Raw genomic sequence first — 12363 nt, forward strand, 5'->3', positions numbered from 1 at the left:
CCGGTCGGGCTACGCCCGCCCTCCGCCGCACGCAGCGCAAGGCCATCCTCAACAAACCCTCAGCATATCCTCAAAGGGGGTCCCTCTTCGACGCCGATCGGGGGTCCCTTTTGAACGCCGTTTGACAACAGCGTGCGTAAAGGCGATCGGCGTTGGCGAGTCTTCGGCTTGCCCCGGACCGATCAAACCCGCGGCAAGGAGTTCGGAAAGCGCGGGGGCACTTGGCGTTCCGTTCAAATAGCTGTCGAAGGCAGCGCGCAAATGGGGCGGAAGGAGGAAATAGCGGTCGGCTGACAAATCGAAGAAGATATGATCCCCTCCGATCCGACGATGATAGAGGCCTGGGCGCAATTGAAGTGGCATGGTCGGCAATGGCACGATGGCGGCTACGGCCGGCGTGCCACCGTTCGGCGGCACGCCGATCGCATTCAATCGTCGGTGCTAATCGCGCCAACAAGGCCATAATGATCGCCATCCTCGAAATCGGGCTCGCCGAGTTGCTTGATGCCGCGTGTCTCGACGCTGATGGCGCCGAGATCGATCATTTCCTCATTGCTCAGGGTTTTCATCGCATTTTCCTTTCAGAATACGACTCAATTGAGCCGCATCCGAAAAGCTATTCTGCAGATGATTCGCGTTCCACTTTATAATCAAATGGGCGATCGACAGGTCTTAGGGTCACTGCCCCAGACGTCGTCGGGCTCAATTCGTTCGGCGCACTCGAGAAATATATCGTCGAAATCTTCGAATTCGTAAGCGACCTGCGCCGTCATCAGCGTAGACATGGGTTGCCCTTCAGCCTCATGGCGCTGCATCATATACGCGATGACCTGGCCGCCAATTTGTCGACGTTGATCGGGATCCAACTTTTCCTGCGCGAACCGCTGAAGGCGACATGCTCTTATGAGATCGCCCGGAAAGTCTATGATGGGGAATGCGTCACCGAAGTCTGGTTTGGAGTAATCCCCGTAGCCGAGCGGCTCGCTTTCGAAGTCGTTCGAACAGCGGTAAGCGAAACCTCCAAACCGATCATTGTTGGGATCATAGTACAGGTGGTAAATGTCCGAGGTGCCGTTGTCACGCTCCGCGTCCGACATTTCTGCCCAAATTTTCCGAAGTCGGTCAGGCGTAGAAACATCGAGCACGCGCATATGGGCCATGCCCTCGCTAAGGATTTCATGCGACCAGCGTTGAAACAGAGCTATCGAACCGGTCCCAGTTACAAAACCGTCCATGTGAGGCAGCATCAAGACCTTGGCCGTAAACGTTAATGGCCGGCCATCGCGGGTGACGAGCGTATCGGTCGCAAGAAAAATGCCCTCGTGGGTGATCGAAAAATTAAGAGCTGTCATTCGGCCTCCATTCGATCCGGTCCCTGAACCTCGGAAGTAAATTTTTTATCTATTAGCAGCGGATTAGGTGGCGCTCCGCAAGGCGGTACGAGGCAGTCAACTCGTCATCCGATGGCAGCGCGCGATGCCAGCGGAACTCATGGCTAGGTGAGAACCTGAGCCCTTTGTCGCGCATAGATGAAACCAGCACAGGAGGTCGAGACGGCGGGAAATTTCGTGGTAGCATCCGCCACGGCACCCGCCGCACAGCAGGTAAAGCACTGCCTCGACAATCCGCCGCAGCGGCCACTTGCGCGGACGGCCCACAGACGAGGGTGGCGGATAAAAGGAAGCCAACCCTCGCATTCGGCATCGGTCAGATTACCAGCAAGCGGCCTTGGTCTACTGGAATAGACGTCATCATGATGCAAAATGAACAATCCGGCAACCGCCCCTGCGCGACAACACATCAATGCAACCAAATCGGCAGCAATTTCTCGTGTCAATAAATAGATTATTAAGTAATTTCAAACCACTAATTCGAGCATGACAAATGCTATTTTAATGCCAGACTGGTCAGTTTCCGACGTTTTTGTTGACGAGGATGACACTTACCAAATCACCGCAACCTATGACCTCGCACCCGACGAGTGCGCACGATGTGAAGCCCCTGCCCGACTGGTCAAGCGGGGCGCAACAACCAGGATTTTTGTAGATGCACCGGTTCATGGCAGGCACACCTTCATCCATGTCCGACACAACAAATATACTTGTCGCACATGCGATGCGACGTTCGGGCAGATCTTGCCAGGAATGCATCACACCCGCCGGATGACCAAGCGCTTGGTAGAATATATCGAGAAACATTCTCTGTTAAAGCCGATTGCTCACGTGGCCGAAGACACTGGCGTGTCTGAGACAACGGTCGGGGAGATCAGCAAGGCGTATTTCGCCAGATTATCCGAACATCATGCGCGCAAATTACGCGCGCCCCGCCACATCGGAATCGACGAACTGGCGCTGGTTAATAAACAGATGCGGGCGATCTTCATCAATCTTGAGGATAGTTGGCCGTTCGAGTTACTTCGCAACCGAACTCTGAAGTCCGTGCAGAACTTTCTTATGAAGCTACCGAACCGCGGAGATGTCGAGGTGGTTACGATGGACATGTGTGATTACTATAGGACGGCTGTAAAGAGAACGATGCCGCAGGCTGCCATCATCGTCGACCGATGGCACATGGCCGACAAAATTAATGCCGCTATGGATGAGGCGCGCCGTCGCTATCAGCGAAAGATCCACCGCGGTCGCGTGAGGGCTCTCAAAGGCGTGAATGGGATTTTTCTAAAACGAAGGTCAGAACTCAGTGGAAGCGAGGAAATCAAACTCGGAGGCTGGCTCGCAAATTCAGAGGAGCTCTATGCCGCGTACGAGGCAAAAGAGGCGCTGCTTAGTATTTGGGATTTACATGACCGCGCCGCCGCAGAAACGGCCCTCGACGAGTGGCGCGCTCGCGTACCGGACGATAAAAAGCATGTTTTCGCGGGCGTCGCGGGTGTGATCGACAATTGGCGGACAGAAATATTGAACTTCTTCGACCATGGGCGACTTACAAATGGCCCGACCGAAGCCAGGAACGGGGCGATAAAGCGGATATACAATTATGGCGCGGGCTATGATTTTGAGTCGATCCGAGCACGCGCGCTTTTTGGGAAGCGCCCGGGCAGGCTCAAAAAGGAAGCGGACGCAAAGGATGAGGCGTGGCGCGCGAGAAAACCCGTCTGCATCAGATGTAGACAACCTATAGACGCGGCTGCGCTGATGGAAGATTGGAAGTCCTATGTCGCGCCGCTCATGGAGCCGCCGCCCCGCGTTCACGAACACGCCCTGTGCGAGGAATGCTCGAAACCAGACGCATGGTCGTAAGCAGACGTGCGAGGCTGACCCCATTTGGCCAGCGCGCCTGCTCGGGCAACTCTCACTGCGGGTCCAGTTCGATCCAGAACCAGTTTCCCCAACTCCAAAATCCGCGTCTTTTCAAACCGTCCGTTTACCGAACTTCATTTGACTTTCTCGCGCCGGCAATGCGATGAACGAGCGACACGGTCGATCTGGGTCAAACGGCCGGCACGGAGACAGCAATGACGGATGAGGACGTCGCCCCGGAACAGGGCGAGTTGGCGATCACGCGCACCGGCGATCGGCTTCGGCTGGCGCGGGAGGCCGCGGGGCTGTCGCTTGCCGATGTTGCGACGCGCACGCGCATCACCCAGCGCCATCTGGCCGCGATCGAAAAATCGGATTTTTCGGAGCTTCCCGGCCGGACCTATGTCACCGGTTTCGCGCGCGCCTACGCCCGCGCCGTCGACCTTCCAGAGGCCGAGATCGGCGCTGCGGTTCGCCGCGAGCTCGAAGAGGACGCCTATGGTTCGCGGCCGCTCTACGAAGCCTATGAGCCGACCGATCCGGCGCGCCTGCCCACCGCGCGGCTGACCTGGACGCTGGTGATCGTCACCTTGCTGCTGGCGTCGGCTTACGGTGTATGGCGTTTCCTCTCGGTCGAACCCGACGAAGCCCTGATCGCCGCACAGAATCGCGACGCCGATGCGTCCGAGGCGCCGCAGAATGATGCCGCCGCGGCGCCCGCGACAAAGGCCGGGGCGGCCGCCATCGCAGCGAACGCACCCGTCGTGCTGACGGGCTTGTCGGAGGTCTGGATCGGCTTCGACGACGCGCAGGGCAAGACCGAAAACTGGCGGACGCTCGATGCCGGCGAAACCTATCAGGTGCCGCCGGACTATATCGAGAAGTTCACATTGCGCACGAGCATCCCGCAGGCCTTGAAGGTCACCGTCGGTGGCCGCGACGTCGGCGCGATCGGCGCCGCCGACACGCTGGTCAAGAATGTCTCGCTGAAGCCCGCCGACCTTGTCGCGCGCGCTGAAGGCAATGGAAGCACCGGCGCTGCGGCACCGGCGACAACACCGGCGGCACGGGCGCAGCCCAAGGGCTGAAACGCCGATCATTCGGGCCGGTTCGAGCGGCAGCGCACCGAAATGGGTTTGCGCTGCTGCGCTTTGCCGCGTTATGGACAGCAAAATGGTTAATTTGTGGGGACCTTACGGCAGATGATGATGCGTCAGATTACCTTCCTCGGAGCGGCAACGCTGGCCCTCGCAGCGACAATGCCCGCCGCGGCGCAGGACAACACGATCGGCAAGCGCGTGGAACGGCTCGAAAAGGAAATGCGCGCGGTCCAGCGTTCGGTGTTCCCGGGCGGCAGCCCGACCTTCTTCGAGGGCGAGATCGCGCCCGACAACACACCCGGCGAGCGCGCGCGCACCAACGCCCCGGTGATCGACCTGACCGCGCGCGTCGATGCGCTCGAATCGCAGCTCCAGACGCTCACCGGCCAGACCGAGCAAAATGCCTTCCAGCTCCGCGAACTCGAAAAGCAGTTTACCGCGTACAAGGCCGAAATGGACAAGCGCTTCGCCGATCCCGCTGCGGTCGCCGTTCCGACCGCAACGCCAGCCAGCCTCGCGCCGGTCGTGAAGCCGCCCGCGGCCGCGACCACCGTCGCCGCAACCCCGGTGAAGAAGCCCGCTACGACGCCCGCTGCAAAACCCGCGACCTCCGACGCGGCGCGCCTCGCGCTCGTTAAGAAGGTCGAGGTTCCGGCGAGCGGCAACGAGACCAAGGACGCGTACGACTATGGCTACCGCTTGTGGGAAGCCAAGCTTTACCCCGAAGCGCAGGCCCAGCTGAAGCAGGTCGTCACCAAATGGCCGAAGAGCAGCCAGGCGAGCTTTGCGCAGAACCTCCTCGGCCGTGCCTATCTCGACGAAGGCAAACCCAGCCTCGCCGCCGTCGCCTTCTATAATAATTACAAGGATCGCCCGAGCGGCGCGCGCGCGCCGCACAGCCTGATGTATATGGGTGTCGCACTCGACAAGCTCGGCCGCAAGGCCGACGCCTGCAAGGCGTTCCGCGAACTCGACGAAGTTTATGGCGACAAGGCGCCGCAGGATGTCCGGACCGATGCTGCCGCCGCAAAAACAAAAGCAGGTTGCTGACCGCGACGCCGCGGACCGGCTTGCCGGCGATCTCGCCGCGCTCGTCGGATCCGACTGGCACCGCCTACATTATGGTGTCGCCGTTTCGGGCGGGCCCGACAGCATGGCGCTGCTCTGGCTGATGGCATCTTTGTTGCCCGGACAGGTCTGGGCAGCGACGGTCGACCATGGCCTGCGAAAGGGCTCGGACGACGAGGCGCGCATGGTCGCGGGCTTTTGCGAACGCGAGCATATTCCGCACTCGACGCTGCGTCCGCCGACTCCGATCAAGGGGTCGCAGCAAGCGGCGGCGCGCACCGAGCGCTACCGCCTGCTCGAACAATGGCGCGATGCCAAGGCGCTCAAACATATCGTGACGGCGCACCACGCCGACGATCAACTCGAGACGATCGTCATGCGGCTCAACCGTAGCAGCGGCGTCGGCGGGCTTGCCGCGATCCGCGCGCGTAACGGGGCCATCCTGCGCCCGCTGCTGCACTGGCGGCGCAGCGAACTCGTCCATCTGGCGCTCGACAACGACCTGCCCTTCGTCGACGATCCATCGAACAGCGACAATCGCTTCGACCGCGCGCGGCTGCGCCATGCGCTCCGGTCACAAACCGCGCTCGATCCCGTGGCGGCGGCGCGCTCCGCCGCATGGCTTGCCGAGGCGGACGAGGCGCTCGACTGGGCGGTCGAGCGGCTGATCGCGTCCTGGCCCGATGCGTCGGACGTCGCGGTCATCCGCGACGACGGCTATCCGCCCGAGATGTTTCGCCGCATCGTCGCACAGCGGCTGCGCGCAAACGCACCGCAACTTGTGCTGCGCGGCGCCTCGCTCGACGGTGTGATCGCCGCGATGCACGAAGGGCGGCGCGCGATGGTCGGGGCGCTGCTGATCGACGCGGTGCGCGGTCTCGAAGGGACGATTTGGCGTATTTCCGCGGCGCCGCGCCGGAAAGTCCCTAAAAAGGGCTGATTGCCTCATTGTCATTTAACCCGATTATCCTATCTTGTGCGGATAGGAGCGCATTGCCGCGCCGTTGAGGAAAGATTCCGAATGCAGGACGACAAGGAACCGCAGGGCAACCCCTGGATGAAGAGTGTGATGATCTGGAGCGGCATCCTGCTTGCCATGCTCCTCGTCGCCTCGATGTTCGGCGGCGCATCGCAGCCCGCGGGCAATCCGCTCGCCTATTCGGAGTTCCGCCAGAAGGTCGAGGAAGGCGCCGTCAAGGAAGTCGTCCTCTCCGAAGACAAGGTCGCGGGTACGCTGTCGAACGGCGATCGCTTCACCGCGAACGTCGTGCGCGATCCCGAGCTCTTGAAGATGCTCAACGACAATGGCGTCAAATATGACGGCAAGCCGGCCGAGGTGCCGAATTTTTGGATGTATATGCTCGTCCAGTCGCTGCCCTTCCTGCTGATCCTCGGCATCGCCTTCTTCGTCTTCCGCCAGGTGCAGAAGAACAATGGTTCGGGCGCGATGGGCTTCGGCAAGTCGCGCGCCAAGATGCTCACCGAAAAGCAGGGCCGCGTTACCTTCGACGACGTCGCCGGAATCGACGAAGCGCGCGAAGAGCTGGAGGAAATCGTCGAGTTCCTGCGCGATCCGACCAAATTTTCGAAGCTCGGCGGCCAGATCCCGAAGGGCGCGCTGCTCGTCGGCTCGCCGGGCACCGGCAAGACCTTGCTCGCCCGCGCGATCGCGGGTGAGGCGGGCGTACCCTTCTTCACGATCTCGGGTTCGGACTTCGTCGAAATGTTCGTCGGCGTGGGCGCGAGCCGCGTCCGCGACATGTTCGAACAGGCGAAGCGCAACGCGCCGTGCATCGTCTTCATTGACGAAATCGACGCGGTCGGCCGCCATCGCGGCGCCGGCCTCGGCAACGGCAATGACGAGCGCGAGCAGACGCTGAACCAGCTGCTCGTCGAAATGGACGGCTTCGAGGCGAACGAAGGCATCATCATCGTCGCCGCGACCAACCGCCCCGACGTGCTCGACCCTGCCCTCCTCCGCCCGGGCCGCTTCGACCGTCAGGTCGTCGTGCCGCGCCCCGACATCGAGGGCCGCCAGAAGATCCTCGAGGTCCACACGCGCAAGAAGCCGCTGGCCCCCGACGTCGACCTGCGCCGCGTTGCCCGCGGCACCCCGGGCTTCTCGGGCGCTGATCTGGCTAATCTTTGCAACGAAGCCGCTCTGCTCGCGGCGCGCAAGGGCAAGCGCCTGATCGCCAACGACGAGTTCGAGGAAGCCAAGGACAAGGTCATGATGGGCGCCGAGCGCCGCTCAATGGTCATGACCGAGGACGAAAAGAAGGCGACCGCCTATCACGAAGCAGGTCACGCGCTCGTCTCGCTGCATGTCGAACACAACGACCCGCTCCACAAGGTGACGATCATCCCGCGCGGCCGCGCGCTGGGCGTGACGTGGAATCTGCCCGAACGCGACCGCTATTCGCAGAATATGAAGCAGATGAAGGCGCGCCTTGCGCTCTGCTTCGGCGGCCGCATCGCCGAACAGCTCATCTACGGCAAGGACGAGCTCAACACCGGCGCGTCGAACGACATCCAGCAGGCGACCGACATGGCCCGCGCGATGGTCATGGAATATGGCATGTCCGAAAAGCTCGGCTGGCTGCGCTATCGCGACAATCAGGACGAGGTTTTCCTCGGCCACAGCGTGTCGCGCGCGCAGAATATGTCGGAAGAGACCGCCAAGCTGATCGACGCCGAAGTGCGCCGCCTCGTCGAGGAAGGCGAAAAGGTCGCGCGCAAGGTGCTCACCGACAATATCGACGAACTCCACCTGCTCGCCGGCGCGCTGCTCGAGTATGAGACGCTGTCGGGCGAGGAAGCCAAGCGCGCGATCAAGGGCGAAGACATCGGCCGCGAGGACGATGCCGACAAGCGCGGCAAGCCCGTTTCGGGCCATGCCGGCGGCATCCCGCAGATCAAGCGCAAGCCGCGCCCATTCGGCGACGCCAATCCGCAAGGCGCCTAGGCCTCGCGCCTAGCTCCTTCGATTCAGGGACTATTCATTGGGTAGAGGCAAGTTGCGGCATATGACCAACCGGACATATGCACGCCTCTTGCCCGCCCTCCTCGCCGGTCCCTTGCTGTGCGCGATGGCGCCGGGCGACATGAGCGTCGCCGCATTCCTCGCGCGCGCGGCATCGCTCGAACGGTTGGGTCCGCTCGCACTCGCAACCCCGCAGGGCAACCAGCTCAAGGGCGAAGTCGTCGCCGCGGGCAAGCGTTACAAGGCGCGTATCGATGCCGAACGCCGCGCCGGCCGTAAGACGACGAGCTGCCCGCCCGAATCGGGGAGCCTGAGCCCCGATCAATGGCTCGCCCATCTTCGCAGCTACCCGGCTCCCGTACGCAGCAAGGTCAGCGTCTATTCGGCGTTCGATGCGCTGATGAAGAAACGCTATCCCTGCCCCGCCTGATGCGCCAAAGGTGCGAACAGGACCAAGGGGAGACGGTGATGATCGGCAAGATGCGGAATGCCCTGATACTGGCGGCGCTTCTCGCTGCTGCCGCCCAGCCGGTAGCAGCACAGGAGACCGGCGCGCTCACGAGCAAGATCGAACTCGAAAAATCGCTGCCCGCCGGCGAAGGGCAATCGGCGCGAAAGACCTATGTCACCCCCGATGTCGTTGTCCCCGGCGACCGCGTTCGCGTAACCCTCATCTTCACGAACAAGGGCAGTGCCCCCGCCGCCGGGGTCAACCTAGTCAACCCGATACCCGACGGTCTTGTCTACGACGACACGGCGGACACCGCCAGCTTCGGCGTCTCGATCGATGGCGGAAAGAATTTCGGTGCGTTGGCTGCGCTGACGGTGCCGGTCGCGAACGCGGCCCCACGCCCTGCGACGGTCACCGACGTCACGCATGTCCGCTGGCTGTGGCCCGATGCGATCGCGCCCGGGCAGAGCCGGAGGGTCGCTTTTTTCGGGCGCGTGCGGTAACCCGCTGCAATGACGATCTATTGCGATGAATCGGGCGGCCTCAACGCGGGTGCGATGACCTTTTCCGCCGTGATGCTGACCCCCAAAGCGGCGGCCGACATCCATGCCCGCTTTCGCGGCGTCACCGGGCTGCGCGGCGAATTGAAGGGCAGCCGTATCAGCCTCGTGGAGCGCGCCTACCTGCTCGAGCTGTTCGACCGGGCCGGCGGCCGCGCATGGATCGCCGTCGCGACACGCGACAAGCTCGCGCAGATTCCCGGCGGCACCCTTCCCAGCGACCTCGCGCTCTATGCCGCGCTGCTCAATCTCGCGATCGGGCGCTGGCTTCCCGAAACGGGCGGCGTGTGCACCGACGTGGTGATCGACGACGGGCGCTACGACCCCAAGATCCTCGCGCATGTGCGCGAAGAGATTCAGGTCGGACTCGGCCAGTGGGGCCGCGCATCGCTCGCCGACAGCCGCCGCAGCGACGGCGTCCAGATCGCCGACGTCATCGCGAACAGCCTGTTCAACATCACGATCGGTTCGCCGCGCGCGCATCGCATCCAGCGGATCCTCGATCCGATGTTCGCGTCGAAAGCGATCCGCATCGCCGAACTGACGCACGTTCCATAACAAAAGGGCCGCAGTTTCCTGCGGCCCCCTTGGTGATATCGTCGAAACAGCGCTTATTCGAAGTCGCCGCCGCCGCCCGCGGGGCTCCGCGGCGGGGCCGCTGCGGTCAGGCGCAGCGCTTCGGCCGAACGGCTGATCGAGCTGATTTCATCGGGCGTATCGTCATCGTCGACGACGACCTTCTGCATCGAACCGACCAGCGTTTCCTTGAGGTCCTTCGGACGCACGGTCTGTTCGGCGATCTCGCGCAGCGCGACGACGGGGTTCTTGTCGCGGTCGCGGTCGACGGTCAGTTCCGAACCACCCGAGATTTCACGGGCGCGGTGCGCCGACAGCAGAACCAGGTCGAAACGGTTGGGAACTTTGTCGACGCAATCCTCGACGGTAACGCGGGCCATGTTGTTTCCTTAGATATAGGAGAGGCCAGCCCTTTTTGGAGGCGTGGCGGCAAGCGCTGCGCGCTAGCAGCCCGGCGTGCCGATGTCAATCAAAGTGCCGCTTTCGCGTCGCCCTCCCCTTGCAGCGCGCACGGCGGCCAGCCTATGAGCGGGCGATGACCGCAGCCTGCGCCCCCGTCGACCTGTCGCCAAGGCTGACGGCAGATGTCGCCGGCCATCGGCTCGAACTGATCTTCGATGGCAGCGAGCGGCTGATACGGCTGCTCGACCTGATCAACGGCGCGGCGCACAGCATCGACATCATCATGTATATCTTCGAGGGCGACGCGGCGGGCACGCGCATCGTCGACGCGCTGCTGATTGCGGCGAAACGCGGCGTCCGCGTGCGCGCCGTCATCGACAGCTTCGGGTCGGGCGACACGCCCGACAGCCTGTTCACGCCGCTGCGCGCAGCGGGCGGCAGCGTCACCTTCTTCTCGCGCCGCTGGCGGTCGACCTATCTGATCCGCAACCACCAGAAACTGATCCTGATCGACGACAATGTCGCGGTCACCGGCGGCTTCAATATCGCCGACGATTATCTGAGCCCGCCGCGCGGCGATTGCTGGTTCGACATCGGGATGATCGTCAAGGGACCGACCGTGGCGCGCGCGGCGCGATGGTTCGACGAAATCCACGATTATGCGGTCAACGACGACGGCAAGCTGTTGATGCTGCGGCGGATGATCCGCGAATGGCCCGTCGACGGCGGGACGGTGTCATGGCTCGTCGGCGGCCCGACCCAGCGGCTGTCGCCGTGGGCACGCGCGGTGCGCGCCGATCTCGCCAACGCGCGCCAGCTCGATATGGCGATGGCCTATTTCTCGCCCGGACAGGGCATGCTCCGCCGGCTCGGCCGAGTGGCGCAGCGCGGGCGGGCGCGCTTCGTGATGGCGGGCAAGTCGGACAATCCGGCGACGATCGGCGCGTCACGACTGCTCTATGGCTATCTGCTGCGCAAGACCGCCGACGTCTGGGAATATCAGCCGTGCCGGCTGCATATGAAGCTGATCGTCATCGACGATGTCGTCTATATCGGGTCGGCGAATTTCGACGTGCGCAGCCTGTTCGTGAACGTCGAGATCATGGTGCGCGTCGCCGATGCGGGCTTTGCCCAAAAGATGCGCAATTTCCTCGGCAGCCTGAAGCCCGATTGCGACATCGTCACCCCGAATTCGCACAAGGCGCGCGGGAACTGGCTGACGCGCATACGCTGGACGCTCGCCTGGTTCGTCGTCGGCTTCGTCGATTATACGGTGTCGCGAAAACTGAACTTCGGGCTCGGCGATCCCGACCCGGAAGTCTAGTCTTTCCAGCCCCAAAACAGGAAACAGGGCGGGACGTTGACCCATTCGAACGCATTGTCGATGCGGTTGAAATGCGCGGCGAGGAAATCGCGCGCGCGGGCCCGGAACTGATAGACGAGGAATGCACCGCCGGGGCGCAGCACGCGGTGCGTCGCCGCAGCGATCGCTGGGCCGACGCCGGCGGGCAGCGTCGAGAAAGGCAGGCCCGAGAGGACATAGTCGGCGTGCTCGAACCCGTGCGCGCGGACGATGTCCTCGACATCGGCGGCCGATCCGTGAACTGCGATAAAGCGGCTGTCCCGGATATCCTTGCGCAGATAGTCGATGAAATCTTCGTTCGTATCGATCGCGATCAGCGTCGCGTCGCCCGCCATCCGTTCGAGCACGGGGCGGCAGAAAGTGCCGACGCCCGGGCCATATTCCACGAACAGCTTCGTGTTCTTCCAGTCGACGGGGCGCAGCATGTGGCGGATCAGCGTCGGCGACGACGGCACGATCGATCCCACCATGACCGGATGCTTGATGAAACCGCGGACGAACATGCCCCACGGCCCGAAAAAGCGCTGAAGCCCCTCGCGAACCCGGCGGGCCAGCGGAGCTTTTGTTTCTTGGGCCTGCGCCCGCGGATTGGTCATGATGGCT

General features: G+C 62.7%; 13 protein-coding genes and 1 pseudogene. 9 read left to right on the forward strand and 5 right to left on the reverse strand.

The genetic code is table 11. The annotated features are described in order from the left end of the window. Positions 1-428 precede the first annotated feature (428 nt). From ACIPPQ_RS19455 to ACIPPQ_RS19465, 3 genes and pseudogenes are all read right to left on the reverse strand, one after another. On the reverse strand, positions 429-569 hold the full coding sequence (locus tag ACIPPQ_RS19455) for a hypothetical protein (protein WP_446545708.1): 141 nt from the start codon (positions 567-569) through the stop codon (positions 429-431). A gap of 81 nt (positions 570-650) precedes the next feature. Then, positions 651-1352, reverse strand: a complete 702-nt coding sequence (locus ACIPPQ_RS19460) for a hypothetical protein (RefSeq protein ID WP_446545709.1) — start codon at positions 1350-1352, stop codon at positions 651-653. Positions 1353-1554: 202 nt separating this feature from the next. Next, positions 1555-1771 (reverse strand): annotated as a pseudogene (locus ACIPPQ_RS19465) (transposase); the annotation flags it as partial. Between the two features lie 106 nt (positions 1772-1877). Between ACIPPQ_RS19465 and ACIPPQ_RS19470 the strand changes: the two are divergent. The 8 genes from ACIPPQ_RS19470 (at position 1878) to ACIPPQ_RS19505 (ending at position 9977) form a co-directional block, all read left to right on the forward strand. Further along, positions 1878-3257 (forward strand): ISL3 family transposase, encoded by a 1380-nt coding sequence (locus tag ACIPPQ_RS19470; protein ID WP_446545710.1) that lies wholly within the window; start codon positions 1878-1880, stop codon positions 3255-3257. 215 nt (positions 3258-3472) lie between these two features. After that, positions 3473-4345, forward strand: coding sequence for a helix-turn-helix domain-containing protein (locus ACIPPQ_RS19475; RefSeq protein ID WP_446545711.1), 873 nt, complete (start codon positions 3473-3475; stop codon positions 4343-4345). 114 nt (positions 4346-4459) lie between these two features. After that, a complete protein-coding gene (locus tag ACIPPQ_RS19480; protein ID WP_446545712.1) occupies positions 4460-5407 on the forward strand; it encodes a tetratricopeptide repeat protein in 948 nt (315 codons plus the stop codon). Next, entirely contained in the window at positions 5361-6365 is a 1005-nt protein-coding gene (tilS, locus tag ACIPPQ_RS19485) for a tRNA lysidine(34) synthetase TilS (protein ID WP_446545713.1), read from the forward strand. The genes ACIPPQ_RS19480 and tilS overlap by 47 nt, the downstream gene beginning before the upstream one ends. Before the next feature lie 81 nt (positions 6366-6446). Beyond that, complete coding sequence (gene ftsH / locus ACIPPQ_RS19490; RefSeq protein WP_446545714.1) at positions 6447-8390, forward strand: ATP-dependent zinc metalloprotease FtsH; 1944 nt, start codon at positions 6447-6449, stop codon at positions 8388-8390. Positions 8391-8451: 61 nt separating this feature from the next. Further along, positions 8452-8838, forward strand: a complete 387-nt coding sequence (locus ACIPPQ_RS19495; RefSeq protein ID WP_446545715.1) for a hypothetical protein — start codon at positions 8452-8454, stop codon at positions 8836-8838. A gap of 38 nt (positions 8839-8876) precedes the next feature. Next, positions 8877-9362, forward strand: coding sequence for a hypothetical protein (locus ACIPPQ_RS19500; protein WP_446545716.1), 486 nt, complete (start codon positions 8877-8879; stop codon positions 9360-9362). 9 nt (positions 9363-9371) lie between these two features. Continuing rightward, entirely contained in the window at positions 9372-9977 is a 606-nt protein-coding gene (locus ACIPPQ_RS19505) for a DUF3800 domain-containing protein (protein WP_446545717.1), read from the forward strand. A gap of 53 nt (positions 9978-10030) precedes the next feature. Here ACIPPQ_RS19505 and rpoZ read toward each other — a convergent pair whose 3' ends face one another. Next, on the reverse strand, positions 10031-10375 hold the full coding sequence (gene rpoZ, locus ACIPPQ_RS19510) for a DNA-directed RNA polymerase subunit omega (protein WP_446545718.1): 345 nt from the start codon (positions 10373-10375) through the stop codon (positions 10031-10033). Positions 10376-10530: 155 nt separating this feature from the next. Between rpoZ and ACIPPQ_RS19515 the strand changes: the two genes are divergently transcribed. Then, positions 10531-11721 carry a phospholipase D-like domain-containing protein gene (locus ACIPPQ_RS19515; RefSeq protein ID WP_446545719.1) on the forward strand — a complete coding sequence of 397 codons (1191 nt, stop codon included), beginning with the start codon at positions 10531-10533 and terminating at the stop codon, positions 11719-11721. Here the strand turns inward: ACIPPQ_RS19515 and ACIPPQ_RS19520 are convergent. After that, positions 11718-12356 (reverse strand): class I SAM-dependent methyltransferase, encoded by a 639-nt coding sequence (locus ACIPPQ_RS19520; protein ID WP_446545720.1) that lies wholly within the window; start codon positions 12354-12356, stop codon positions 11718-11720. The two genes, ACIPPQ_RS19515 and ACIPPQ_RS19520, sit on opposite strands and share 4 nt — an antisense overlap. Positions 12357-12363 lie beyond the last annotated feature (7 nt).

It is taken from the genome of Sphingopyxis sp. LARHCG72 (genome assembly GCF_052871675.1).

Coding starts and splice junctions, on each gene's coding strand:
- ACIPPQ_RS19480 (WP_446545712.1), top strand. CDS start 4,460: ATGATGATGCGTCAGATTACCTTCCTCGGAGCGGCAACGCTGGCCCTC.
- ACIPPQ_RS19455 (WP_446545708.1), bottom strand. CDS start 569: ATGAAAACCCTGAGCAATGAGGAAATGATCGATCTCGGCGCCATCAGC.
- rpoZ (WP_446545718.1), bottom strand. CDS start 10,375: ATGGCCCGCGTTACCGTCGAGGATTGCGTCGACAAAGTTCCCAACCGT.
- ACIPPQ_RS19470 (WP_446545710.1), top strand. CDS start 1,878: ATGACAAATGCTATTTTAATGCCAGACTGGTCAGTTTCCGACGTTTTT.
- tilS (WP_446545713.1), top strand. CDS start 5,361: ATGTCCGGACCGATGCTGCCGCCGCAAAAACAAAAGCAGGTTGCTGAC.
- ACIPPQ_RS19460 (WP_446545709.1), bottom strand. CDS start 1,352: ATGACAGCTCTTAATTTTTCGATCACCCACGAGGGCATTTTTCTTGCG.
- ACIPPQ_RS19505 (WP_446545717.1), top strand. CDS start 9,372: ATGACGATCTATTGCGATGAATCGGGCGGCCTCAACGCGGGTGCGATG.
- ACIPPQ_RS19515 (WP_446545719.1), top strand. CDS start 10,531: ATGACCGCAGCCTGCGCCCCCGTCGACCTGTCGCCAAGGCTGACGGCA.
- ACIPPQ_RS19520 (WP_446545720.1), bottom strand. CDS start 12,356: ATGACCAATCCGCGGGCGCAGGCCCAAGAAACAAAAGCTCCGCTGGCC.
- ACIPPQ_RS19495 (WP_446545715.1), top strand. CDS start 8,452: ATGACCAACCGGACATATGCACGCCTCTTGCCCGCCCTCCTCGCCGGT.
- ftsH (WP_446545714.1), top strand. CDS start 6,447: ATGCAGGACGACAAGGAACCGCAGGGCAACCCCTGGATGAAGAGTGTG.
- ACIPPQ_RS19475 (WP_446545711.1), top strand. CDS start 3,473: ATGACGGATGAGGACGTCGCCCCGGAACAGGGCGAGTTGGCGATCACG.
- ACIPPQ_RS19500 (WP_446545716.1), top strand. CDS start 8,877: ATGATCGGCAAGATGCGGAATGCCCTGATACTGGCGGCGCTTCTCGCT.